Source organism: Pseudomonas sp. NFACC14, from assembly GCF_900106885.1.
GTDB lineage: Bacteria > Pseudomonadota > Gammaproteobacteria > Pseudomonadales > Pseudomonadaceae > Aquipseudomonas > Aquipseudomonas fluorescens_AA.
Genome location: NZ_FNOA01000002.1, coordinates 114640 through 139410 on the forward strand (window position 1 = coordinate 114640; position 24771 = coordinate 139410).

General features: G+C 61.8%; 23 protein-coding genes. 10 read left to right on the plus strand and 13 right to left on the minus strand.

All coding sequences use genetic code 11. The features are described from left to right. The first annotated feature begins 192 nt into the window (after nucleotides 1-192). The gene (locus BLU85_RS05060) at nucleotides 193-1287 is read left to right on the plus strand and encodes a DUF1615 domain-containing protein (RefSeq protein WP_092205610.1); all 1095 of its coding nucleotides are present in this window, start codon (nucleotides 193-195) and stop codon (nucleotides 1285-1287) included. A 215-nt stretch (nucleotides 1288-1502) separates the two neighbouring features. Here BLU85_RS05060 and BLU85_RS05065 read toward each other — a convergent pair whose 3' ends face one another. Then, complete coding sequence (locus tag BLU85_RS05065; protein ID WP_175497010.1) at nucleotides 1503-1937, minus strand: phage infection protein; 435 nt, start codon at nucleotides 1935-1937, stop codon at nucleotides 1503-1505. A gap of 233 nt (nucleotides 1938-2170) precedes the next feature. Here BLU85_RS05065 and BLU85_RS05070 point away from each other — a divergent pair, with 233 nt between their 5' ends. After that, a complete protein-coding gene (locus BLU85_RS05070) occupies nucleotides 2171-2800 on the plus strand; it encodes a glutathione S-transferase family protein (protein ID WP_092199242.1) in 630 nt (209 codons plus the stop codon). Between the two features lie 95 nt (nucleotides 2801-2895). Here BLU85_RS05070 and BLU85_RS05075 read toward each other — a convergent pair whose 3' ends face one another. The 5 genes from BLU85_RS05075 to BLU85_RS05095 all read right to left on the minus strand — a co-directional run bounded on the left by BLU85_RS05075 (nucleotide 2896) and on the right by BLU85_RS05095 (nucleotide 6851). Beyond that, nucleotides 2896-3432 carry a PqiC family protein gene (locus tag BLU85_RS05075; RefSeq protein ID WP_092199239.1) on the minus strand — a complete coding sequence of 179 codons (537 nt, stop codon included), beginning with the start codon at nucleotides 3430-3432 and terminating at the stop codon, nucleotides 2896-2898. 17 nt (nucleotides 3433-3449) lie between these two features. After that, on the minus strand, nucleotides 3450-5108 hold the full coding sequence (locus BLU85_RS05080) for a PqiB family protein (RefSeq protein ID WP_092199236.1): 1659 nt from the start codon (nucleotides 5106-5108) through the stop codon (nucleotides 3450-3452). Beyond that, a complete protein-coding gene (locus BLU85_RS05085) occupies nucleotides 5089-5748 on the minus strand; it encodes a paraquat-inducible protein A (protein ID WP_092199233.1) in 660 nt (219 codons plus the stop codon). Before BLU85_RS05085 ends, BLU85_RS05080 begins: the two co-directional genes overlap by 20 nt. Continuing rightward, complete coding sequence (locus BLU85_RS05090; protein ID WP_092199230.1) at nucleotides 5745-6341, minus strand: paraquat-inducible protein A; 597 nt, start codon at nucleotides 6339-6341, stop codon at nucleotides 5745-5747. Before BLU85_RS05090 ends, BLU85_RS05085 begins: the two co-directional genes overlap by 4 nt. 69 nt (nucleotides 6342-6410) lie before the next feature. Beyond that, a complete protein-coding gene (locus tag BLU85_RS05095; RefSeq protein WP_060738251.1) occupies nucleotides 6411-6851 on the minus strand; it encodes a CBS domain-containing protein in 441 nt (146 codons plus the stop codon). A 388-nt stretch (nucleotides 6852-7239) separates the two neighbouring features. Here BLU85_RS05095 and BLU85_RS05100 point away from each other — a divergent pair, with 388 nt between their 5' ends. Next, nucleotides 7240-9603: a DNA polymerase II gene (locus BLU85_RS05100; RefSeq protein ID WP_092199226.1), complete on the plus strand. Its 2364-nt coding sequence runs from the start codon at nucleotides 7240-7242 to the stop codon at nucleotides 9601-9603. Nucleotides 9604-9786: 183 nt separating this feature from the next. Here BLU85_RS05100 and BLU85_RS05105 read toward each other — a convergent pair whose 3' ends face one another. After that, nucleotides 9787-10608: an aldo/keto reductase gene (locus BLU85_RS05105; protein WP_092199223.1), complete on the minus strand. Its 822-nt coding sequence runs from the start codon at nucleotides 10606-10608 to the stop codon at nucleotides 9787-9789. A 228-nt stretch (nucleotides 10609-10836) separates the two neighbouring features. Then, nucleotides 10837-11988 (minus strand): aldose epimerase family protein, encoded by a 1152-nt coding sequence (locus BLU85_RS05110; RefSeq protein WP_092199220.1) that lies wholly within the window; start codon nucleotides 11986-11988, stop codon nucleotides 10837-10839. 338 nt (nucleotides 11989-12326) lie between these two features. Here BLU85_RS05110 and BLU85_RS05115 point away from each other — a divergent pair, with 338 nt between their 5' ends. From BLU85_RS05115 to BLU85_RS05125, 3 genes are all read left to right on the plus strand, one after another. Continuing rightward, the gene (locus BLU85_RS05115) at nucleotides 12327-13028 is read left to right on the plus strand and encodes a hypothetical protein (RefSeq protein ID WP_256572846.1); all 702 of its coding nucleotides are present in this window, start codon (nucleotides 12327-12329) and stop codon (nucleotides 13026-13028) included. Nucleotides 13029-13137: 109 nt separating this feature from the next. Beyond that, on the plus strand, nucleotides 13138-13923 hold the full coding sequence (locus tag BLU85_RS05120) for a sulfite exporter TauE/SafE family protein (protein WP_092199214.1): 786 nt from the start codon (nucleotides 13138-13140) through the stop codon (nucleotides 13921-13923). A gap of 269 nt (nucleotides 13924-14192) precedes the next feature. After that, nucleotides 14193-14741 carry a DUF4174 domain-containing protein gene (locus tag BLU85_RS05125; protein WP_092199211.1) on the plus strand — a complete coding sequence of 183 codons (549 nt, stop codon included), beginning with the start codon at nucleotides 14193-14195 and terminating at the stop codon, nucleotides 14739-14741. Nucleotides 14742-14904: 163 nt separating this feature from the next. Here the strand turns inward: BLU85_RS05125 and ampC are convergent, their stop codons facing one another. Continuing rightward, nucleotides 14905-16053, minus strand: coding sequence for a class C beta-lactamase (gene ampC / locus BLU85_RS05130; RefSeq protein WP_092199208.1), 1149 nt, complete (start codon nucleotides 16051-16053; stop codon nucleotides 14905-14907). A gap of 228 nt (nucleotides 16054-16281) precedes the next feature. Between ampC and BLU85_RS05135 the strand changes: the two genes are divergently transcribed. Together BLU85_RS05135 and BLU85_RS05140 are read left to right on the plus strand one after the other, a co-directional pair. After that, a complete protein-coding gene (locus tag BLU85_RS05135) occupies nucleotides 16282-17160 on the plus strand; it encodes a Dyp-type peroxidase (protein ID WP_092199204.1) in 879 nt (292 codons plus the stop codon). Between the two features lie 78 nt (nucleotides 17161-17238). Next, a complete protein-coding gene (locus BLU85_RS05140) occupies nucleotides 17239-17985 on the plus strand; it encodes an SDR family oxidoreductase (RefSeq protein WP_092199200.1) in 747 nt (248 codons plus the stop codon). Between the two features lie 112 nt (nucleotides 17986-18097). Here BLU85_RS05140 and mapR read toward each other — a convergent pair whose 3' ends face one another. From mapR to BLU85_RS05155, 3 genes are all read right to left on the minus strand, one after another. Next, a complete protein-coding gene (gene mapR, locus BLU85_RS05145; protein WP_092199197.1) occupies nucleotides 18098-19507 on the minus strand; it encodes a GntR family transcriptional regulator MpaR in 1410 nt (469 codons plus the stop codon). Nucleotides 19508-19608: 101 nt separating this feature from the next. Beyond that, nucleotides 19609-21021, minus strand: coding sequence for a cytochrome c oxidase accessory protein CcoG (ccoG, locus tag BLU85_RS05150; protein ID WP_092199194.1), 1413 nt, complete (start codon nucleotides 21019-21021; stop codon nucleotides 19609-19611). Between the two features lie 308 nt (nucleotides 21022-21329). Beyond that, the gene (locus BLU85_RS05155) at nucleotides 21330-21566 is read right to left on the minus strand and encodes a DUF3203 family protein (RefSeq protein WP_092199191.1); all 237 of its coding nucleotides are present in this window, start codon (nucleotides 21564-21566) and stop codon (nucleotides 21330-21332) included. Nucleotides 21567-21703: 137 nt separating this feature from the next. Between BLU85_RS05155 and BLU85_RS05160 the strand changes: the two genes are divergently transcribed. Further along, nucleotides 21704-22210, plus strand: a complete 507-nt coding sequence (locus BLU85_RS05160) for an MgtC/SapB family protein (protein ID WP_092199188.1) — start codon at nucleotides 21704-21706, stop codon at nucleotides 22208-22210. Nucleotides 22211-22347: 137 nt separating this feature from the next. Here the strand turns inward: BLU85_RS05160 and BLU85_RS31085 are convergent, their stop codons facing one another. Next, a complete protein-coding gene (locus tag BLU85_RS31085) occupies nucleotides 22348-22512 on the minus strand; it encodes a hypothetical protein (protein ID WP_170847569.1) in 165 nt (54 codons plus the stop codon). 211 nt (nucleotides 22513-22723) lie between these two features. Here BLU85_RS31085 and BLU85_RS05165 point away from each other — a divergent pair, with 211 nt between their 5' ends. Further along, complete coding sequence (locus BLU85_RS05165; protein WP_092199185.1) at nucleotides 22724-24721, plus strand: alpha-1,4-glucan--maltose-1-phosphate maltosyltransferase; 1998 nt, start codon at nucleotides 22724-22726, stop codon at nucleotides 24719-24721. The last annotated feature ends 50 nt before the right edge of the window (nucleotides 24722-24771 follow it).

Sequence of the window (24771 nt, forward strand, 5' to 3'; positions counted from 1 at the left end):
GTTGGACGGAAGATTCGGGTACACCGCCATTCTCCTGTGGGAGCGAGCTTGCTCGCGATAGCGGTGGATCGGCTTGCTTCGAGGGTGACTGTGCCACCGTCATCGCGAGCAAGCTCGCTCCCACATCGGGCATAGCCCGCATCCACTTTTGATCGTATGGTTGCTCCGGAATAACGAACGCGATGGAGCACCATGCAATTCAATCAATTGATGATCAGCCTCGCGGCGTTGCTGGCCCTGGCCGGTTGCGGCAGCCGTCAGTTGCAGGAGCCCGAGCGCCCGCCTGCTGAGGTCAAGAAGCAGATCGTGCAGTTGTTGCCGGCCAAGACGGCGGATCGTGAAGGTTGGGCGGCTGATATTTACGTGGCCTTTGCGGCCCAGCAGATTCCGTCCACGACGCAGAATATCTGCGCGGTCCTGGCGGTGACCGAGCAGGAGTCGACGTTCCAGGCCGACCCGCCGGTGCCGGGGCTGGGCAAGATCGCTCGTCAGGAGATCAACCGCCGTGCGGCGAAGGTGCACATTCCGGAGTTGTTGGTCAGCGGCGCGCTCCAGGTGCGTTCTCCCAATAGCAAAAGCTACAGCGACCGGCTCGACGCGGCCCGTAGCGAGAAAGAGCTGAGCGGGATTTTCGATGATTTCATCGGCATGGTGCCGCTGGGCAAGACCCTGTTCGGCGGTTTCAATCCGGTGCACACGGGTGGGCCGATGCAGGTCAGTATCGCGTTTGCCCAGGCCCATGCGCGGGATTATCCCTATCCGGTGGATGGCTCGATTCGTCGCGAAGTGTTCAGTCGCCGTGGCGGGATGTATTTCGGTATCGCACATTTGCTGGGCTATCCGGTGAACTATACCGAGCCGTTGTATCGTTTCGCCGATTTCAATGCCGGCTGGTACGCCAGTCGCAACGCGGCTTTCCAGCATGCGGTGAGTGTTGCGTCGGGCATTTCCCTGGCGCTGGATGGCGATCTGGTTGCCCATGATTCAATCATGCCGGGCAGCACGGAGCTGGCGGTACGCACGCTGGGCAAGTCGTTGGGACTGCGCAACCCGACCATTCGCGATCAATTGGAGCAGGGCGACAGCCTGGCGTTCGAGGACAGCAAGCTCTACAAGCGTGTGTTCGAACTGGCTGAGCGGGCCGAGGGCAAGCCGTTGCCGCGGGCGGTATTGCCGGGGATCGTGCTCAAGAGCCCGAAAATCACGCGCAAGCTGACCACGGCGTGGTTTGCCAAGCGGGTGGATGAGCGTTATCAACGCTGCATGGCGCGGGCGGCGGGGCGCTAGCCAGGCGTTGAGGCATGAAAAAGCCCGGCGGATGAGGCCGGGCTTTTACTGTGATGGGTTGGGTCTGGGGGTGTTCTGGAGCGGTGTGTCGGGTGAACTGCGTAGCGGCTGCGTGAAGGTTGCGGCCGCTGCGCGCCCGAGCGGGAGCAAGCTCCCTTGCCACGGGGTGTGTTGCACATGATTTGCGATATTTCCAGGCATTGCGGTCAAGCAACTCATGCGCGGTTTTCGATCAGGCGATCAGAGCCACCTTCGGCGACGCGACGTTCCAGCAGGCGATCGGAGCCATCTTCAGCGACGCGGTTTTCGATCAGGCGATCGGAGCCACCTTCGGCGACGCGACGTTCCAGCAGGCGATCGGAGCCATCTTCAGCGACGCGGTTTTCGATCAGACGATCGGAGCCACCTTCGGCGATGCGACGTTCCAGCAGGCGATCGGCACCGCCTTCAGCGACGCGGTTTTCGATCAGGCGATCGGAGCCACCTTCGGCGACGCGACGTTCCAGCAGGCGATCGGCACCACCTTCAGCGACGCGGTTTTCGATCAGGCGATCAGAACCGCCTTCGGCGACGACGGGTTGCGAGGAGGCGGCAAATACGTTGGCGGCCAGTACGGAGAAAGCGAGGCTGAGGATGACTTGGCGTTTCATGATGGTGTGCTCCGGGGGTGCAGTGGTTTGTGTGGGGCCATTGTTGTCCCGGGCGATCATCAAGAGAACTTCATTGGCATGATGGTGAACATCGACGGCAGTGATAGCTCGTCAGTCCCATCGATGTCGGTTGATCCAGCGAAGCTGAGTCACAACGTACGCGTCGTCCTCCGGGTGGAACACCGCCAGGTCTGTGGGCTCTACCGGATAACCCACAGGCAGGAGGCAAGTTCATGTATCAGTTATTCGGTTACAGGCAATCCGGTTCCGCGGCGGTGGAGATTGCACTGGATCTTTGTGATGTGGCGTATCGGCGGGTGGATGCCTATTCGACCCAGGACAGCGACGCGGCGAAAGCGCTCGAGGCACTCAACCCCCAGAAGCAGGTCCCGACCTTGCAGTTGCCGGATGGCTCGGTGCTGACCGAAGCGGCGGCGATCCTGATTCACCTCGGGCTGACCTTTCCGGCCTCGAAGCTGCTCCCTGAGGACCCAACCCAGCGTGCGCAAGCCATACGGGGGCTGGTCTATATCGCAGCCAATTGCTACACGCCCATCGGCATCATCGATTTTCCGGAACGCTGGCTGGACGATGCGGATGAAGCGACTCGACAGCGCTTGGTAGCGGGCACCCAGCAACGGCTGTACCGCAACTGGGCGCTGTTTGCCGATCAGTTCCCGGCCCAGCCTTTCCTTGGCGGTGCCGAGCCGGGGGCGATGGATATCCTGGCGGCCGTGATCACGAAGTGGAGAAACACGCGCGAAGCAATGCTGAACGCCCGTCCGGCGTTCTACGGATTGTTGGAGCGCATCGACCACCATCCGCGCGTCGCACCGATGCTGTCGTTGCATTGGCCTTCGTAGGCGCTGCCGAGCGAAGCGAGGCTGCGATCTTTGCGCTAACGCTGGAGTCTCAAGCGAAAGATCAAAAGATCGCAGCCTTCGGCAGCTCCTATGGGTCAAGGACACGCCTTGCGTACAGCCGCCTGCTCAACCAAGTCGACAAATTGCCGGACGTTCTGCTGATGCGCCGTCACCAGTTCGTCGATACTGGCCCCCGCCGGCGTTTGCAGGCTGCTGCGACAGGTGAGGGGGCGGGTATCGCCACCCAGGTTGCGCAGGCGCCATTGCACGTCCATGCGGGCATAGCGGCCGGGGATCGAGTCAAAGCGCTGCACGTCCACCCGCAGCGATGATTTCGGCGCGCCAGGGTTGTTCAGTTGTTCGTCCAAGGCGCTGTGCAGTTCATCTGCCAGGCTGGCGCCCCACCATTCGGTTTCCAGGATCGCCAACCCGCTGTTGCCCTGGCGAATGACCATTTGGGTGCGATCCACCTGGGGTGGGACGCTCACCTGTTCGATCTGGATATCCACGCCGGCGCGTGACGGGCCTTTCGGCTGAGCCGGGCTCAGGGTGTGGTAATGAATCGGATCGCTGCGACAGGCACCGAGCAGCAGTGCCACGGCGACCAGGGTGAATTTCAGCGTCAGTGGCATGGGGCGGGCTCCTGTACTCATTCTTTCACCGGCAATGTGAGGTTCTGTGCCGGTGCGTCCTTGGGACGACCGCGAAGCAGCGACTCGGGATGGCGGCTCAGGTAGTCCGACAGCTCGCGCAGCGAGCGCGACATGCGCCCCAGGTCGTCCAGGGTTTGTGTCAGTTGTTCGCGCTGGGGTGAATCTTCGGCCAGGGTCGAGTTGGCCGATTGCAGGGTCTTGCTGACGTCCTGCAAGGTGTTTTGCACCCCTGGCAGGGTCTTGCTGTTGAACTGGGCCAGACCTTTGCGCAGCTCCACCAGATTGCCATCCAGGTTGCCGGCGATACTCTCCAGTGGCAGCTTGTTGATTCGCTCGACCATCGTCTGCAGTTGTTCCTGCAATTGCTGGAGGCTGCCCGGGAGGGTCGGGATACGCACGGGGCGGGCGCTGGGGTCGAAGGCCACTTTTTCGGCCTTGGGGTAGAAGTCCAGCGAAATGTACAACTGCCCGGTCAACAGGTTGCCGCTACGGGCCTGGGCACGCAGGCCGCGCTCGACGAAGCTGCCCATCAGGCGGGCACTGGCGGCTTCGTCTTCAGGATCGTGGTTGAGCGACTTGAGCAGTTTTTCATGGGCCTTGCCCAGGCGCTGAGGGTAGATCACCACGCCGACGTTGACCGGAAAGCTGCGTTGCTTCTCATCGAAATCGAGGTTGATGGCCACCACCCTGCCGACTTCCACGCCGAGGAACTCTACCGGCGCACCGACGCGCAACCCGCGCAGGGCCTGGTCGAAACGCAAGGCCAGGTATTGGCCCTTGCCATCGGGCGGGGCGAGGGCGCTCTGCTGGTCGGCAAACAGTTCGAAGGTCTTTTCTTCGCTGGCGGCGGTGTCGTTGGGGCTGTACTCCGGTGCCCGGAACGCGATGCCGCCCAGCAGCAAGGCCGAGAGCGATTCGGTCTTGACGGCGAAACCATTGGCGCCGACGTTCACGTCCACGCCGCTGACGTTCCAGAACCGGGTGTTTTCGGTGACATACACATCGTTGGGCGCGTTGATGAACACGTCGATGTTGACGCCTTTGCCGTCGGCGTCCAAGGCATAGGACACCACCTGGCCCACCGGGATCTTGCGCAGGTACACCGGCGAGCCGATGTCCAGCGAACCGAGGTCCTGGGCGTGCAGGGTGAAGCGCTTGCCCGGTTCGCCATAAGTGATCGGCGGCGGGTTCTCCAGCCCTGTGAAGGATTTGGCGCGTACTTTCGACTGCCCGGCGTCGGCACCGATGAAATCACCGGACAGCAGCGTGTCGATGCCCGAGATCCCACCGGCCCCGATGCGCGGCCGTACGACCCAGAACACCGAGTCTTCGTGGGTGAAGGTGTCGGCGGTCTTGGCGAGCTTGACCGTGGCGGTGACGTTCTTCTGGTCCTGGCTCAGTTGCACGTCGGTGACCTGACCGATGACCACGTTGCGGTATTTCACCTGCGTCTTGTTGGCGGTCAGGCCCTGGCCGGTCTTGAAGGTGATGGTGATGGTCGGGCCTTCCTGCAGCCAGTTGTGGACCACCAGGGAAACGCCCACCAGCACCGCGATGATCGGCACGATCCATACCAGCGACACCGTCCAGCGGCGGGTGGTGACGTGGGCCCGGCCGGGGACGGGTTGTTGCCCGTCAGTGGCTTGCGACTTCATCCATGACCTCCTCGGATGGTTGAGTGTCCCAGATCAGGCGGGGGTCGAAACTCATGGCCGACAGCATGGTGAACAGCACCACGAGGCCGAAGAACAGGATACCCGGTCGTGGCTCGATATCGCTCAGTGCCTGGAACTTGACCAGGGCGGCCACCAGGGCCACCACCAGCACATCGAGCATCGACCAATAGCCGATGACTTCCACCAGCCGGTACAGCTTCGCCCGCTGGACCTGGGCCCAGGTGCTGCGTCGTTGTACGGTCACCAGCAGCAGGGTCAGTACCACGAACTTGATGCCGGGCACCGCGATGCTGGCGATGAAGATAATCAGCGCGATGTCCCAGGCGCCGCTTTGCCAGAACTCGATGACACCACTGATGATGGTGCTGTCGGCGCCTTCGCCGAGCATCCGGGTATTCATGACCGGCAGCAGGTTGGCCGGGATGTAGAACACCAGCGCCGCGAGCATGTAGGCCCAGGTGCGGGTGATGGCATCGGGTTTGCGGCGGTGCAGGGCGGCGTCGCAACGCGGGCAGGTCTGGGGGCCGTCGGCCATGTCGCAGGCCAGGCCGCAGCTGTGGCACAGGCACAGGTCCAGGTCGCGGGCCTCTGGCGGGGTGTCCTGCGGCTGGCCGTTCATGGGGTGTCCCACAGGTCGCGGACATCGCGCCCGGCGATACGGATCATCAGCAGACTCAAGGCCGCCAGGGCGAACAGGCCGATACCCGGGAGCACATCCAGCAGGCCGGCGAGCTTGATCACTGCCACCAGCGCGCCCAGCAGGCACACCTCCAGCATGCTCCAGGGTCGCAGGGTTTCCAGGCTGCGCATGCACAGGCTGAACCCTGGCGCCCGCCGCTGGAGGTAGGCATGGCCCAGTACCCAGAGCAGCAGCGCCAGTTGGAAGGCCGGTGCAACGATGATCGCCACCGCTGTCACCAGGGCGATGAAGGTGATGGGGCCCTGGCTCAGCGCCACGATGGAATCCCACAACGTCGCGCTGTTGCTCAGGCCCTGGAGACGGATGCTCATCACCGGGTAGAGGTTGGCGAAAGCCCACAGCACCGCGGCCGTCACGCTCAAGGCCAGGCGCTGTTCGACGGTCAGGCCGTTGTAGCGCTGGATCACCGCGTGGCAGCGCACGCACGTGGCCTTTTGATGCGGGGCGAGCACAACCGGCTCGTACACCGCATCGCAATGTTCACAAATGATCAGTCGGTCGGTGGCGGCCATCGGGATGCTCGCAGGAACAACCCCTTCAATATAGAAGTGTGTCGGGAATGAGCAACCCGATGGAAAGGATCATTCGCCGCGAATGTATTGCTCCAGTTGTCGGATCAGGTCGGCCTGTTCGGCGATGGCTTCCTTGACCAGGTCGCCAATGGACAGCAGGCCGACGAGCTTGCCGTCTTCCACCACTGGCAAATGTCGCAAGTGCTTGTCGGTCATGATGCTCAGGCAGGTCTCGACATTCTGGTGCGGGTCGATGGTGATCACGGGGGATACCATGATGTCGCTCACTTTCGTGCCCACGGATGAGCGACCGTGCAGGACCATTTTGCGTGCATAGTCGCGCTCGCTGATGATCCCCAGCACTTTTTCGTCCTTCACCACCAGCAAGGCGCCGACGTTCTTCTCGGCCATGCGCATCAGGGCCTGCAATACCATGTCGTCCGGTGAGATGGTGTGCACTTGCTGGTTCTTATCGTCTTTTAGCCGGAGCAACTGCGCGACGGTTTTCATGGGGAAGCCTCGGGTCGGGGTGTTGTTTTTGCTGGTTGTTAAAGCATCGTAGACCCAACGGCGCAGAGCAAGCGGTAAAGCGGCGGCCAATCGTCCAAAAGCGTCATGACTGCTCAATTCACCCTCACTATGAGGCCGTGCACTACTGTGGCGAGGGCGCTTGCTCCCGCTGGGCTTCTGTGGGAGCTGGCGAAGCCTGCGATCTTTTGATCTTTCGCTTGAAACTCAAGTGTCTGGGGAAGATCGCAGCCTCGTTGCACTCGACAGCTCCTACGGGCGTGCTCCAGCGGGAGCAAGCGCCCTCGCCACAAGAGCATGTCAGTTGAGCGGGTGAAGTCCCCTCGCCACAGGTAGAATCGTCGCCTACGCAAAATTCGAGGTTTCAGCGGTGGATTTACAGCAGGGCTTCGTCCTGACCCGGCATTGGCGCGACACCCCGTCCGGCACCGAAGTCGAGTTCTGGCTGGTGACCGATGCCGGTCCCCGGCGCGTGCGCCTGCCGGTGCAGACATCGGTGGCCTTCGTGCCGCAGATCCAGCGCGGCCAGCTCGAAGCCTTGCTGCAAGGGGAGAAGGAGGTAGAGCTACGCCCCTTGGACCTGCTGGATTTCGAGCATCGCCCGGTGCTGGGCCTGTATTGCCAGCAACACGCCCAACTGATGCGCCTGGACGGCACCTTGCGCCGCGCCGGTGTGGAGGTGTTCGAAGCGGACATCCGGCCGCCGGAGCGCTACCTGATGGAGCGCTTCATCACCGCCCCGGTGTGGTTCGGCGGTACGCCGGCCGCCGATGGCCTGCTGGTGGATACCCAGATGAAACCGGCGCCCGACTACCGTCCATCGTTGCGCCTGGTGTCCCTGGACATCGAAACCACCGCCCAGGGCGATTTGTATTCCATTGCCCTGGAAGGCTGCGGCGAGCGCCAGGTCTATATGCTCGGGCCATCTAATGGCGACGATAGCGGCGTGGATTTCCAGCTGGAATACTGCGAATCGCGCACACTGCTGCTGAAGAAACTCAACGACTGGTTCGCCCGTTTCGACCCCGACGCGATCATTGGCTGGAACCTGGTGCAATTCGACCTGCGGGTGCTGCATGAACATGCCCGGCGGCTGGCGGTGCCGTTGCGCCTGGGGCGCGGTGGCGAAGAAATGCAATGGCGCGAGCACGGCGCGCGCAACAACCACTTCTTCGCCTCGGCGGCCGGTCGGCTGATCATCGACGGGATCGAGTCCCTGCGCTCGGCGACTTGGAGCTTCCCGTCGTTCAGCCTGGAAAACGTCGCCCAGACGCTGCTGGGAGAGGGCAAGTCCATCGACAACCCGTACCAGCGCATGGACGAGATCAACCGCATGTTCGCCGAGGACAAGCCGGCCCTGGCCCGCTACAACCTCAAGGACTGCGAGCTGGTGACGCGGATCTTCGCCAAGACCGAACTGCTCAAGTTCCTGTTGGAGCGGGCCAGCGTCACCGGCCTGCCAGCGGACCGCAGCGGCGGTTCGGTGGCGGCCTTCACGCACCTGTACATGCCGCTGATGCACCGCCAGGGTTTTGTTGCCCCCAATCTCGGCCAGCGTCCGCCCGAGGCCAGCCCGGGTGGTTTTGTCATGGATTCCCAGCCGGGGCTCTACGAGTCGGTGCTGGTGCTGGACTACAAGAGCCTGTATCCGTCGATCATCCGCACCTTCCTGATCGACCCGGTGGGCTTGATCGAAGGGCTGCGCCACCCGGATGACCGCGAGTCGGTGCCGGGTTTTCGCGGGGCACGCTTCTCCCGTTCTCGACATTGCCTGCCGGCCATCGTCGCGCGGGTCTCCGAAGGCCGGGAGACCGCCAAGCGCGAACACAATGCGCCGCTGTCCCAAGCGTTGAAAATCATCATGAACGCCTTTTATGGCGTGCTCGGCTCCAGTGGTTGTCGCTTCTTCGATCCGCGCCTGGCCTCGTCCATCACCTTGCGCGGCCACCAGATCATGCAGCGCACCCGCCAGTTGATCGAAGCCCAGGGCCATGTGGTGATCTATGGCGATACCGACTCCACGTTCGTCTGGTTGCGTCGTGCCCACGGTCAGGAGGAAGCGGCCAGGATCGGTCGCGAGTTGGTGGCACACGTCAACCAATGGTGGCGCGAGCAGGTGCGTGCCGAATTCGGGTTGGAGAGCGCGCTGGAGCTGCAGTTCGAAACGCACTTCACGCGCTTCCTGATGCCGACCATCCGGGGGGCCGAGGAGGGCAGCAAGAAACGCTACGCCGGGCTGGTGACCCGCGCCGACGGCAGCGATGAAATCGTCTACAAAGGCCTGGAAACCGTGCGTACCGACTGGTCGCCGCTGGCCCGGCAGTTCCAGCAGGAGTTGTACGGGCGGATCTTCCACCGCCAGCCCTACCAGGAGTATGTGCGCGATTATGTGCAGCAGACCCTGGCCGGTGCGTTCGACGATCGGCTGGTCTACCGCAAGCGCCTGCGACGGCCGCTGGAAGATTACGAGCGCAACGTTCCACCTCACGTGCGGGCCGCGCGGCTGGCCGATGAATTCAACCAGCGCCAGGGCCGTCCTCGGCAATACCAGAATGGCGGCTGGATCAGCTACGTCATCACCGTCGCAGGCCCCGAGCCGCTGGAAATTCGCAGTGCGCCAATCGATTACGACCACTACGTGACCAAACAACTGCAGCCGGTGGCGGATGCGATCCTGCCGTTTGTGGATGATGATTTTTCGACGTTGGTGGGGGGGCAGATGGGGTTGTTCTGACAGGAGGTCCTGTTATTGGCTGGATGCCTTTGTGGCGAGGGGGCTTGCTCCCGCTGGGCTGTGTAGGAGCTGGCGAAGCCTGTGATCTTTTGATCTTTGATCTTTCGCTTGAGATTCAAGTGTTAGGGGAAAGATCGCAGCCTCGTTGCACTCGACAGCTCCTACACAGCTCCTACACAGCTCCTACACCATCGCCAACCGCTGCTTGCCCTGGGGCTGGGGAAATATCAGGTCCAGGGCGGCCAGGTCCTGAGGCTCGAGCCTGAGGCTGGCCGCTTCGGCATTCAGGCGCACATGTTCAGGTTTCACGGCCTTGGGGATGGCGATCACATTGTCCTGGCGCAGCAACCAGGCCAGTGCGATCTGCGCGGGTGTTGCCCGATGGCGTTCGGCGATTTTTCCCAGGGTGTGATCCTTGAGCAGGTGCCCGCCCTGGCCGACCGGGCAGTAAGCCATGATCGGCATGCGCCGTTGCTGGCACCAGGGCAGCAGGTCGAACTCGATGCCGCGTTGCTGCAGGTTGTACAGCACCTGATTGGTGGCGCAGGCCGGCGAGGCCAGCTCCTCGAGGTCATCGACGTCAAAGTTCGACACACCCCAACGGCCGATCTTGCCTTCTTCGCGCAGGCGTTCGAACGCTTCGACGGTTTCTGCCAAGGGGTACTGCCCGCGCCAGTGCAACAGATAAAGGTCGATGTAATCAGTGTCGAGCCGGCGCAAGCTGCGTTCGCAGGCCAGGGGGATGCCTTTGCGACTGGCGTTGTGGGGATAGACCTTGCTCACCAGGAACACCTGGTCGCGCAGGCCGGTGATCGCTTCGCCAACGACGGTCTCGGCACCGCCTTCGGCATACATCTCCGCCGTGTCGATCAGGGTCATGCCCAGTTCGATCCCCAACCGCAGGGCCGCGACTTCTTTCTTGTGATGGGACGGTTCTTCACCCATGCGCCAGGTGCCCTGGCCGATTACCGGTACGGACACACCCGCCAATTCCAGCGTCCTCATGTCTATCTCCTGTTTTTTGCTTTGACGTGTGGCAGCAGGATAGACCAAGCGTTCCCGCATGGATCGTTCCCATGCTCTGCGCGAGCCCGCAGCATCCGAACTCAGCACGAACCCGTGGGAGCGAGCTTGCTCGCGAAGGCGTCGGCCCATCCAGCATCATCACACGCAGACACCGCTATCGCGAGCAAGCTCGCTCCCACAAGAACATGGGAACGATTCGGCGGAGGGTTACTTCGCGGAGAATTTCAACACCATGGTCTGGGTGTAGGTCTGGCCCGGATCAAGCCGTGTCGAAGGGAAGTTCGGCTGGTTTGGCGAGTCGGGGTAGTGCTGGGTTTCCAGGGTGAACGCGCCCCAATGCGGATAGACCTTGCCTTGCTTGCCCTTGACGGTGCCATCGAGGAAGTTGCTGGTGTAGAACTGCACGCCAGGCTCGGTGGTGTACAGCTGCAGGCGTCGTCCGGACTCCGTGTCATACACCTCGGCCGCCAGTTTTTTCACATCGCCCTTGGCGTCCAGTGCCCAGTTGAAGTCGAAGCCGCCCTGTTTCGGTTCGGCGAACTTGAGCTGTGGGTGATCAGCCTTGATATGGGTGCCGATGGCGGTGGGTTGGGTGAAATCCATCGGTGTGCCGGCCACCGGGGCCAGCTCGCCGGTGGGAATGAGTTTACCGGTGACCGGCGTGTAGTGGGCCGCGTGCAGGGTCGCGACCTGCTCGAGTATGTCGCCGTTACCCGCGCCTGCCAGGTTGAAATAGCTGTGGTTGGTCAGGTTCAGCACCGTGGGCTTGTCGGTGGTGGCCTTGTACTCGATGCGCAACTCGTTCTGTTCGTTGAGGCTGTAGGTGACGTCGGTTTTCAGTGCACCGGGAAAGCCCATCTCGCCATCGGGTGACAGGTAGGTCAGGGTGACACCCACCGAGTCCTTGGCATTATGGGGTTGGGCCTTCCAGACACGTTTGTCGAACCCTTGCGGCCCGCCGTGCAAGGAATTGCCATGGTCGTTCTGCGGCACTTGGTAACGCTTGCCGTCCAGCTCGAAAGCCCCGTCGGCCAGGCGATTGCCGAAACGGCCGATGGTCGCGCCGAAATACACGCTGCCATTCTTCTGGTAACCCTGTACATCGTCGAAACCGAGCACGATGTCGGCGACCTTGCCGTTTTTGTCCGGCACGCTCAATGACTGGAGGATGCCGCCATAGGTAATGACCGTAGCCTCCATGCCATGGCTGTTGCGCAGTACGAATTTTTCCACCGCGGTGCCGTCGTCGGTCTTGCCGAACGCTCCGCGTTCATTGGTCAGGCCGGCAGCCTGGGAAGCCGAGGTGGCGATCATCAGAGACACTCCGAGGGCCGTGAGCAGTTGTTTTGATTCAAGCATGGTGACCTTCCTTCCTGTTGTTTTGTTGTTGTTTTAACGCGGGTCGAGTCCGTTATTGGTCGGACAGCGATGAAGGCTTTTGTGTCTAGTAGTCTTTCTATTTGAAGGATGAAAAGGGATTTATAGTCATAAATGAAGATTTATCAATTAAAAAGTAAGACTAATTAGACAAAAAAGACTCTGCTAAAGGTCGAGGATTTTCTCTGGCCACTGCACTTTTGCGATTTTTTCCGCTCTATCCATGGCCTGGAAGCGGCGACTCCCATCGCTTCCCCTGCCCAGATTGAGACTCGATGGCCGGTGTTTTTTCTTCTGTGACGTGGTTGCGCCGTGCCTGCATGGCAGGGTTGGTCGGTGTGGCGATGCTGTTCAGCGGCTGCAGCCATCAACAGGGGCAGGACATGGTGACGCAGTTCAGCAATGCCAGGCCCCAGGAGTTCTTGCAGACCAGTGTCGACCGCATGGCGACGCTGGCCATGCACGACAACCTGCAAAGCCTCTACCTGCTGATGAGCAAGCTTTATCTGCGCAACCCCGAGGAGCTACGCAAATCCGGCTTTCTCGACGCCCGAACCGCGGAAAAACAGGTGCGCATGGCCATCGAGCAGCAACAACCCTTGCCGACCCTGGGTGGCAAGAAGGACCTGGCCGCCCTGAGCTACGCCATGAGCCCGGAGTTTCTCGGTGATCGGGTCGGGGCGTTCATCTATGCCATCGGCAGCATGCTGGTCACCGCTCATGGCAATCGCCTCGAGTTCTACATGACCGACACCATCGACCCGCGTTTTGTCAGCAATGCGGCGCGCAATATCGAAAAAGCCACCTGGCTGCTTAGCCAGCGGCAGAACAAGGACGGTAAGCCGATGCTGTTTTCCAATGAGATTTCGGAGGAGGGCAGCAATCTGAGTTTCGCCGTCGAGTTCGGGAAAATTGTCGCTCGATTGGACCTGCTGACCCAGATGCTCGACGAGCGCTACCGGCGTATCGGTTTGAATTATGCCCAGAGCCTGCTGTTCCTCAATTTCCTGCCGGTTCAGTGATTAGAGGCGAAAAGGGAATAAAGATAGATCATATCGATATAGGGAGTTATAAGAAAAATCGCTATGCTCGCGGCCAGATTTTTCACGCGGTCGTGTTGAGACGGGTTTAATGGATTTCGGTAATGTCGGTTTAGTCGTTGCGGGCCTGGTGGTCGGCTTCATCGTTGGAATGACCGGCGTCGGTGGTGGTTCGCTGATGACCCCGATCCTGTTGTGGTTTGGTATCAACCCGGCGACGGCGGTGGGTACGGATCTGCTGTATGCGGCCATTACCAAGTCTGGCGGCGTGTTGGTCCATACCAAGAACCGCAACATCGACTGGGCCATCACCGGCTGGTTGACGTTGGGCAGCGTGCCGGCGGTCGGCTTGACCTTGTGGTTCCTCAGCAGCCTGCACAGCTCGCCCGACGCCATGAACGCGGTGATCAAGCAAGCCTTGGGCTTCGTGTTGTTCGCCACGGCCCTGGCAATCCTGTTCAAGAAGCGTCTGTTGCAATTCGCCCACGACCGCGCTGGCGGTCACTACAACCCCTCTGGCACGCGTCTCAATGTGCTGACGGTCATCACCGGTCTCGTGCTGGGGACGATGGTCGCGTTGACGTCCATTGGCGCCGGCGCCCTGGGCACAGTCGCGCTGTTCATTCTCTACCCGTTCCTGGTCACCAAGCGCCTGGTGGGCACCGAGATCGCCCACGCCGTGCCGCTGACCCTGGTCGCTGGCCTGGGCCATGCGAGCATGGGCAACATGGACTGGCACATCCTGGGTTTCCTGCTGGTCGGTTCGTTGCCGGGAATCTACCTGGGCAGTCATTTGTCGGGGCGTATCTCCGACGAGCTGCTGCGCCCCTGTCTGGCGGTGATGCTGGCGATGATCGGGTTCAAGCTGGCGTTCTAGAACGATCACACCGGTCCAATGTGGGAGCGAGCTTGCTCGCGATAGCGATCGAACCGTCGACTTCGATGTGACTGTCATGCCGCTATCGCGAGCAAGCTCGCTCCCACAGTGGCCCAGGTCCCAACTCTCGCGCCGAACGCTCCTCACGGTTGCGCAATGATCCCCCTGGCCTAAGCTTCAAGGCAGGCAGGCGCAGTATTGAGCGACTCTCGCGGAACAATCGCCGCCCTGTGCAATCAGTACAGCGTAAATATCAAAAGGAGAGGCGCATGCTCATTCGGTCGTTGACCTTCGCTACCTTGCTGGCCATCGCCGGCCCCCTGTTCGCTGCCGATGGCGACTCACCTTTGGTGGCGGATGCAGGCAGGGCACGTCCCCTGATCGTCATCGCGCCCAGCACGGTCGACCCGGCCTGGGTCAGCCTGAAAAAGGCCTTGGATGAGCCGGCGGGCAAACAGGGGTTTTCCGAGCGCAACATGGTGCTCTACACCGTGCTCAATACCATTGGGCAGCGCGATGGCAAGGACCTGGACCCGCAAAGCACCATGGCGCTGATCCGCTCCCTCAAGCTGGGCGCCGGGGCCCAGACCAAGATCATCCTGGTGGGCAAGGACGGGGAAAAGAAGCTTGAACATTCCGGGGCGATCGAATTGAAAGACCTCTTCGACACCGTCGATAAACTCCCCGCCGCGGAAAAAGAAGCGACGCCCCCGGCGCCACCTCCCGCGCCGGAGCCCGCACCGGCCAAGGATGCGAAAGGCACCAAGCCTGGCAAGGCAACCAAGCCGGCGGGGCCGGCGAAGCCGCTGGATGATTGATTTCCAGTAACGACGAGCGAGGGAGCTTGCTCCCGCTGGGTTGCGCTATGTAGGAGCTGACGAGTGCAACGAGGCTGCGATCTTGTTCCAGGCAATTGAGTCGGAGCGAATGATCAAAAGATCAAAAGATCAAAAGATCGCAGCCTTCGGCAGCTCCTACAGGCTATTGGCCACCCATCGCCATCAGGATCCGGTGTGCCGCCTTCACCCGTTCCTCGATCGGATAGTTCCTGTTGGCAAGCAGGACGATCCCCATGTCCTTCCCGGGCACGAACGCTGCGTACGCGCCGAAACCGTTGGTGGATCCGGTCTTGTTGATCCAGGCGCCGTCCGGCGCCGGGCGGGGCGGCTCGAGAGGTTCGGTTTTTTGTGGGGCCAGGGCCATCTGCGGTGTGTTGCCGGCGAGCAGGTCGTCCAAGGTGAACGGGGCGGGGTAGAACTCCCAGCCCAGCCCCTGATTCATTCCGCCAACCTTGTAGAAACCCGTATGCGTCGTGGCGATGGCTTGCTTCAGGCTTGCGTCCAGTTTTTCAGGTCGCAGGTTGGCCTCGACGAAACGAATCAGGTCCGTTGAACTGGTCTTGACCCTGTAGGCTTCGGAATCCAGTGCGCCGGCACCGACTCGCACGGGCTTGCCGTCCTTTGCATAGCCTTGGGCGTATCGGCCCATCTGATCCTGCGGCACCCGCACATAGCTGTGCTTGAGGCCCAGCCCTGGCATCAGCGTGCGTTCCATCACCTCATCAAATGGCTGCCCCAGGCTGCGGGCTGCCAGGTAGCCGAACAGGCCGATGCTCGGGTTTGAATAGAGCCGCTGGGTGCCGGCCGGGTAGAGCGGTTTCCAGTTCTTGTAGTAACTGAACATCCGGTCCGGATGATCCGCCTCGTCGGGAAACTGCAAGGGCAGGCCGCCGGCGGTGTAGGTGGCAAGGTCGAGCAGGCGGGTGCCCTCCATGGCGCTGCCGCGCAGCTCGGGCGCAAAGCGACTGGCCGGATCCGCCAGGGACAGTTTGCCCTGGGCCTGGGCATAGGCGCCGAGGGTGGCGGTGAAGGTCTTGCTGACCGAGCCGATTTCGAAAAGGGTCTGGTCGGTGACCGGCTTTTTCGTGTCCTTGGAGGCCACGCCGTAGTTGAAATAATGGCGTTGACCGTTGTAGGTGATCGCCACGGCCATGCCGGCGATGTCCTGTTGTTTCATCAAGGGCTGGATGACGGCATTGACCGTGTCTTCAATGCGTTCCTGGGCAAAGCTTACGGACGTCCCGCAGACCAGGAAAAAAATCCCGGCGAGTATCGATCTGGCAATTGGCATGGTGCAGCGTTCTCATTGGCCTTCCTGGAGGGGGCTCAATCTAGGGCGTTTTTGGCGCCCCGGCAATCCGAGGCCATCGGGCCGGGGGGATGTTTCTGAGTTGTCTGACGGGGCCACGGGAACCTTCCCACAAAACGCTCGGGTTGCCCGACGCGACCGGACCTCAAGCCAAACCACACAAAGCGGCAGCCGCCGGGTAAACTCGTGGCTCTTTCTGAAGGAGTTCACATGAGTTACTACCAGCCCGGCATTCTCGCCACCCCTGTTCCGCCTCAGGCCCGTCATTTGTTTTTTGCCCTGGAATCGGTCGAGGCATTGCCGGCTGCGCTAGACAAACTCCTGTTGTTGCTCGATGGCCGGGCCGTGATCGGCTTTGGCGAATCGCTGGTCCAGGCGCTGGGTGCCCAGGTCGCTGGCCTGCGGGCTTTTCCGGCGTTGGCCGGCGTAGGCGTGGACAACCCCTCGACCCAACATGCCCTGTGGTGCTGGCTGCACGGTGAAGACCGCGGCGAGCTGATGCACCGCAGCCGCGCCATCGAAGCGGCGCTGGCCCCGGCGCTGCGCCTGGTGCAGATGAACGAAACTTTCCGCCACATGACCGGCCATGACTTGACCGGCTATGAAGACGGCACCGAAAACCCCCACGACGCAGCGGCCATCGCCGCCGCCCTGGCCCAGGGCGCCGACGGGGTGCGCGGTGGCAGTTTCGCCGCGATCCAGCAGTGGCAACACGACCTGGACGGTTTCGCGGCGATGCAGCCCCATGAGCGCGACAACATCATGGGCCGGCGCCTGAGCGACAACGAAGAAATCGACGACGCGCCGGAATCGGCCCACGTCAAGCGCACCGCCCAGGAAAGCTTTGCCCCGGAGGCATTCGTGGTCCGTCGGTCCATGCCCTGGATCGAAGGCGACCGTGCAGGGCTGATGTTCCTGGCGTTCGGTTTCTCCCTCGATGCCTTCGAGGCCCAATTGCGGCGGATGAGCGGCCTGGAAGACGGCATCACCGACGGCCTGTACCGCATGAGCCGACCGATCACCGGCGGCTATTACTGGTGCCCGCCATTGTTGGACGGACGCCTGGATCTGCGCGCCTTGGCCCGGTAGGCGCAGCGGTTTGTGCAAAGCGTGACGTGAACGCTATCCTTGGGCCGGACGTCTATCCGTGGAATGGGAGAAGCAAGCGTGGATAAAGTCATCGTCATCACCGGTGGCGGCCGCGGAATCGGGGCGGCCACGGCGCTGTTGGCTGCCGAGTTGGGCTATCGGATCTGCATCAACTACCAGTCCGATGAAAGCGCCGCGCAAGAGGTGCTCGAACAGGTCCGGGCCAAGGGCGCACAGGCGATTGCCGTGCGCGCCGATGTGAGCATCGAGGACGAAGTGATCGGCCTGTTCAACCGGGTGGATGCCGAGCTGGGGCGTGTCACGGCATTGGTGAATAATGCCGGGACGGTTGCCCAGAAAGCCCGGCTCGATGAAATGTCCGAATTCCGCATTCTCAAGATTATGAAGACTAACGTGCTGGGCCCGATTCTCTGCGCCAAGCACGCGGTGCTGCGCATGTCGCCCCGGCATGGCGGGCAGGGCGGCAGCATCGTCAACGTTTCGTCCGTGGCCGCTCGCCTGGGCTCCCCCAACGAGTACATCGACTACGCGGCCTCCAAGGGCGCGCTGGACACCTTCACCGTCGGCCTGTCCAAGGAAGTGGCCGGCGAAGGCATTCGCGTCAACGCGGTACGCCCGGGTTACATCTATACCGACTTCCATGCCCTGAGCGGCGACCCGGATCGGGTCAGCAAACTGGAATCGGCGATTCCCATGGCCCGGGGCGGTCGTCCGGATGAAGTCGCCGAGGCGATTATCTGGCTGCTGTCGGACAAGGCTTCGTATGCGACCGGGACGTTCGTGGACCTGGGGGGTGGGCGCTGAGCCCTGGGTTGTCTGGTCTGGCCCCATCGCGAGCAAGCTCGCTCCCACAGGGGACGGTGTTCCAATGTGGGAGCGAGCTTGCTCGCGATGGCGTCCTTACCGACAATCCCTATCAAAACGACCGAATAATCCGCCCCAGCGTCTCCATGGCTTTTTCCGAGGCCTCGGTCCATGGGCTGCCGTAGTTCAAGCGAATGCAATTCCTGAAGCGTCGGGTCGGCGAAAAGATCGGTCCCGGGGCGATGCTGATGCCTTGGGCCAGGGCCATCTGGAACAGTTTCAGCGAATCCATCTGCTCCGGCAGCTCCAGCCACAGGAAGTAGCCGCCCGCCGGCTGGCTGACCCGGGTCTGGGCCGGGAAATAACGGGCGATGGCGCTCAGCATCGCGCTTTGCTGTTCTTCCAGGGCGTAGCGCAGTTTGCGCAGGTGACGGTCGTAGCCGCCGTGTTGCAGGTAGTCGGCGATGGCGGCCTGGGCCGGCATCGAGGCGCATAGCGAGGTCATGAGTTTGAGCCGTTCGATTTTCTGCGCATAGCGCCCGGCGGCGACCCAGCCGATGCGATAGCCTGGGGCCAGGCTCTTGGCGAACGAACCGCAATGCATCACCAGCCCTTCGGTGTCGAACGCCTTGGCGGGTTTGGGGGCCTGCTGGCCGTAATAGAGCTCGGCGTACACGTCATCTTCGATCAACGGCACCTGGTGGCGGCGCAACAGCTCCACCAGGGCCTTTTTCCTTTCCTCGGGCATGGTCGCGCCGAGGGGGTTCTGGAAACTGGTCATGCACCAGCAGGCCTTGATCGGATGGCGTTCGAGGGTCTGTTCCAGCACCTCCAGGTCGATGCCGTCGCGTGGATGGACGGGAATTTCCACGGCCTTGAGCTTGAGTCGTTCCAGCACTTGCAGGCAGGCGTAGAACGCCGGTGCCTCGATCGCCACCAGGTCGCCGGGCTCGGTCACGGCTTGCAGGCACAGGTTCAAGGCTTCCAGGGCACCGTTGGTGACCAGCAGTTCTTCCATGGGCAGCATCAACCCGCCCACCATGTAGCGCAAGGCGATCTGGCGGCGCAATTGTGGATTACCTGGCGACATGTCCGTGACCACTACCCGTGGGTCCATGTCCCGTGTGGCGCTGGACAGCGAGCGCGACAAGCGTTGCAACGGAAACAGCAGCGGGCTGGGGAACGCCGATCCGAACGGTACGGTGGCCGGGTCCTTGATCGAGTCCAGCACCGAAAACACCAGTTCGCTGACGTCCACTTCGGTGGACTCGTGCAGTTGGGTGCTGATGGCCGGCTCGGAAAACGGGCTTGGCGCATGGGTGTTGACGAAATAGCCCGAGCGCGGCCGGGCGCGGATCAGGCCGCGTCGCTCCAGCAGGTAATAGGCCTGGAACACGGTGGACGGGCTGACGCCGTAGGTCTGGCTGGCATAACGCACCGAGGGCACACGCTGGCCGGGCCCCAGCATGCCGGAGCGGATCAGTTCAGCAATGTCGTCGGCGAATTTTTCATAGCGTTTCATGGCGGGCCCAGTCTTGAGTGACACATGGTTTGCGCTTTTTAAACTGTGGGGAGCCTTGCTCCCACAAGCTCGCTCCCACAGGGCGCCCGGCATCTTAAGCCTCAACGATTCATCGGCGCGACAAAACGGCTCTTGGCCAGGCTGTAGATGCCGGGTTCATCGCTGTCGGCCACCTTGAAGGTCATTTCCTGAGAGCCGCTGCGAGGCCGCTCGCTGAGCATCGCCACCGACACCGGCACATCGACGATTTCCCCTGGCGCCAGGCTCAGTTGGGTCTTGCCCTGGAGGACGAATTCGTCGCCATCCACCAGGGACAGGTGATAGTCCTGGCGTTGCTGGGTCTTGTTGATGATTTTCAGGCTGTAGATGTTCTCGATCTGGCCTGCGCTGTTTTCGCGGAACAGGCCACGGTCCTTGCTGACATCCAGCGACACCATGGGCCGTTGCACCAGGGCCAGGGCCAGCGCGCCGATCATCACCAGCAGCACGGCGGTATAGCCGATCAGCCGAGGCCTGAGCAGGTGAGTCTTGCCCCCCTGCAATTGATGTTCCGAGGTGTATTTGATCAGGCCACGGGCGTAGCCCATCTTGTCCATGATCGAGTCGCAGGCGTCGATGCACGCCGCGCAGCCGATGCATTCCATCTGCAAGCCGTCGCGGATGTCGATGCCGGTGGGGCAGACCTGCACGCACACCTGGCAGTCGATGCAGTCGCCCAGGCCAATATTGGCCGGCTTCACCTCGCGTTTGCGCGGGCCACGGATTTCGCCACGGGCCGTGTCGTAGGAAATGGTCAACGTGTCCTTGTCGAACATCACGCTCTGAAAGCGTGCATAGGGGCACATGTGCATGCACACCGCTTCCCGCAGCCAGCCGGCGTTGAGGTAGGTGGCGGCGGTGAAAAACAGTACCCAGAACAGGCTGACGCCGCCGATCTGCAGGGTCAGCAGCTCTTCGGCCAAGGGACGGATCGGCGTGAAGTAACCCACGAACGTCAGGCCGGTGAGCAGGCTGATGGCCAGCCACAAGCTGTGCTTGGCGCTACGGCGCAACAGTTTGTTCAGGCCCCAGGGGGCCGCTTGCAGCTTGATCCGCTGGTTGCGTTCGCCTTCGGTGATTTTCTCGCACCACATGAACAGCCAGGTCCAGGAACTCTGCGGGCAGGTGTAGCCACACCACACGCGACCGGCAAACACGGTGATCGCAAACAGGCCGAAGGCGGCGATGATCAACAGGGCCGACAGCAGGATGAAGTCCTGGGGCCAGAAGGTCGCACCAAAAATATGGAATTTGCTTTCGGAAAGGTCCCAGAGCACCGCCTGGCGGCCACCCCAGTTCAACCACACCGTGCCAAAGAACAGCAGGAACAGAACCCCCGCACCGCTGATGCGCAAGGTGCGGAACAAACCGGTGAAGCTACGGGTGTGGATCAGGTTGTCGGTGGTCCTGGCCTTGATCTTCGTCGGCGCAGGTTCGAACGTCTGTATCAACTGGACGGGGATTCTATCGCTCATGGTCGGTCGCTCATCAGCCTCTATCTGGCCGGCGCACTATGACCATGGAACTGTTTGCATAACAGACTCAGGTGTTTCGATAAAAACCGGATCAGATGCCGCGAAGCCCAGTCGCTGCGACACTTTGATGCATCGGGGGGCGAGCGAACAACACCTTGCTCGCGTTGGGCTCTGTAGGAGCTGGCGAAGCCTGCGATCTTTTGATCTTGATCTTTCGCTTTGGACTCAATGAGGAATGGAAAGATCGCAGCCTCGCTTCGCTCGACAGCTCCTACGCAGTTCGTACAGGTCGCAGTTGGTGGGTGGCGTCAGATCGCCGAGCCGCTGTCGCTGGCCTTCAGGTGCTTGCGCCCGTCGACTGCGCCGGCCACGGTCAGTGCATCGGCCTCGGCTTCGGTGATATAGATCCGGTCGCCATTGATTTCCACGGCTGACATGGCCTTGTCCGGGTCAGTGATGATGACCAACTCGCTGGCGGGGCGCAGCTTGGTTCCGTTGGCGGTTTTGATATGGCAGGTATTGTCTTTGTCGATTCGCTCAATCATGACGTCGCTCCTTCCTGAATGTCCTGAGTATTAGGTCCCAGCCGCTGGCCAGGGTTCGTTGTGGCTGATCAGCGGTCGGGCGCACCTCTGGCTTCGCTTGCGGTCCATCGTCTATCCAATGAGAAAGAGGACGGTCCATGGAAGCCTGGTGGCATGAAGTCTGGATAACCCTGCAGGCGGAATTCGCCGACATCACCGATGCCCAGCAGATGACCCGGGTCACGGTGCGGCTGGTCATGGCCGCGCTGTTGGGCGGCATCCTGGGCTTCGAGCGCGAACACAAGGGCAAGGCTGCCGGCGTGCGAACCCACATGCTCGTGGCGCTGGGGGCGGCGTTGTTCGTATTGGTGCCGCAGATGTCCGGGTCCCAGGCCGACGCCATGAGCCGGGTGATACAAGGGGTGGTCGCCGGCATCGGTTTTCTGGGGGCTGGCACGATCCTGAAAAACAACGCTGGCGACGAAGGTCACGTCAAGGGCCTGACCACCGCCGCCGGCCTGTGGATGACCGCGGCCATTGGCGTCGCCGCCGGGCTGGGCCGGGAAGCGACTGCGTTACTCAGTACGGTGTTGGCCCTGGTGATCTTCAGTGTGATGCCGGTCATTGTTCGGGCACTGGAGAAGGGCGACAAGCCATCCGCCTGAACATAAGACCTGTGGGAGCACGCTCGCTCCGAGCGGCGTTCCGATGATGGCGGAGGATCAGCCAGCCACTATGCTGATTGACACTCCGCTATCGCGAGCAAGCTCGCTCCCACAGGGATTGGCACCGAGTCGTTGAATCAAACCCGCTCCGGCGGCGCCTCGCTGGGCGGGTCACCCTTGGGCGGTTGTGGGGTCAGCGGCGGGTCTTTCTCTGGAATCGGTTCCGGATCAGGACCGGGCGGGGGCAAGGTGGGGTCGTCAATGTTCGGATCGGGTGTTTCGGCCGGAATGGGAATATTCATCGGGACGGGTCTCCGTAACGCACATGGCTTGAGTCGTGCTTATGGTTGTTGACCATCCTGTACCGGGTTTGATCCCGGATACATCGAGGGTAAATCCCGCTGAACTTTTAGCCGTCGTCCCGGTTCGGAGTTTAAGTGAGTTTTTTTCAGGGACCCGTTGGGCCTTTACCGCCACAAGCGCGTCCATGGGGCGTAAAAGGAGCGATGCTCGATGACTGCTGAACACCCGTCTGACCTGGCCTACAACCCGCATTTGCCGTTGTCTCAAGCCTTGTTGTTACCGCGTATCGCGATTGAAAACACCATGCCGGTGATCGACGGCGGGCAATTTGCCGCCAAGGCCGTGGCCGGGCAGGACGTGACGGTGACCAGTAAAGTGTTCGCCGACGGTCACGACAAGCTGGCGGTGCGCATTCGCTGGCGTTCGCTGCAGGATGAGCTGTGGAACAGCGAGGTCATGAGCGACCTGGGCAATAACGGCTGGCGCGGCCAGTTCAACGTGCCGGAGCAAGGTCGCTATGTCTTCTGCATCGAGGCCTGGATCGATCAGTTCGCCAGTTTCCGCTACGAACTGGAGAAGAAATTCGGTGCCGGGGTGCCGATCAGCCTGGAGTTGCAGGAAGGACGCAACCAAGTGCAAATGGCCGTCGAGCGCAGCACAGGGGAACTGAGCGAGCAACTGGCGGCCTTGCACCACGAGCTTTCCGGCCTGTTGCCGACGGAGCAGGTGGCGCTGTTCCTGGCACCGCGCAGTGCCGACCTGATGTCCCTGGCCGATCATCGACCTTACTTGAGCATCAGCCCCGAATACCCATTGGATGTGGAGCGCAAGCTGTCCGAGTTTGCCAGTTGGTATGAGCTGTTTCCCCGCTCGATCACCGACGATCCCCAGCGCCATGGCACGTTCAATGACGTGCATTCGCGCCTGCCGGTGATCCAGGACATGGGGTTCGACGTGCTGTACTTCCCGCCGATCCACCCCATCGGTCGCAGTTTCCGCAAAGGTCCGAACAATTCCCTCACGGCCGGTCCCGACGACCCGGGCAGCCCCTATGCCATCGGCAGCGAGGAGGGCGGGCACGAGGCCATTCACCCGCAATTGGGCAGCCGTGAAGATTTCCGGCGCCTGGTGGCGGCCGCCGCGCAGCACGGCCTGGAGATTGCCCTCGACTTCGCGATCCAGTGTTCCCAGGACCACCCCTGGCTCAAGCAGCACCCGGGCTGGTTCAGCTGGCGGCCGGACGGCACGATCAAATACGCGGAAAACCCGCCGAAGAAATACCAGGACATCGTCAACGTCGATTTCTACGCGGCCGATGCGATTCCCAGCCTGTGGTTGGAACTGCGGGACATCGTGGTGGGCTGGGTCGAGGAAGGCGTGAAGATATTTCGCGTCGACAACCCTCACACCAAGCCACTGCCGTTCTGGCAATGGCTGATCGCCGATGTCCGGGCCCAATACCCCGAAGTGATCTTCCTGGCTGAAGCGTTCACCACCCCGGCCATGATGGCGCGACTGGGCAAGGTCGGTTATTCCCAGAGCTACACCTATTTCACCTGGCGCAACACCAAGGCCGAACTGGCCACCTACTTCACCGAGCTCAACGAGTCGCCTTGGCGTGAATGCTACCGGCCGAACTTTTTCGTCAACACGCCAGACATCAACCCGGCCTTTCTCCATGAGTCGGGGCGCCCGGGCTTCTTGATCCGCGCAGCCCTGGCAACCATGGGTTCGGGCCTGTGGGGCATGTATTCGGGCTTCGAACTGTGCGAATCGGCCCCGGTACCGGGCAAAGAGGAATACCTCGATTCGGAGAAATACGAGATCCGTCCTCGCGACTTCACCGCGCCGGGCAACATCATTGCCGAGATCGCCCAGCTCAACCGCATCCGCCGACAGAACCCGGCGCTGCATACCCACTTGGGCCTGAAAATCTACAACGCGTGGAACGACAACATTCTCTATTTCGGCAAGCGCACCGCCGACGGCAGCAATTTCATCCTGGTGGCGGTGAGCCTTGATCCGCACAACCCGCAGGAAGCCAGTTTCGAATTGCCGTTGTGGGAAATGGGCCTGCCCGACGACGCCCAGACCCAAGGCGAGGATTTGATGAACGGGCATCGCTGGACCTGGTACGGCAAGTACCAGTTCATGCGCATCGATCCGGCGTACCAGCCGTTCGGGATTTGGCGGATCAGCGTGGCGTGACGCCGTGGGAGCAAGGCTTGCCTGCGCTGAAGAGGGGGCGGGTCCCCTGA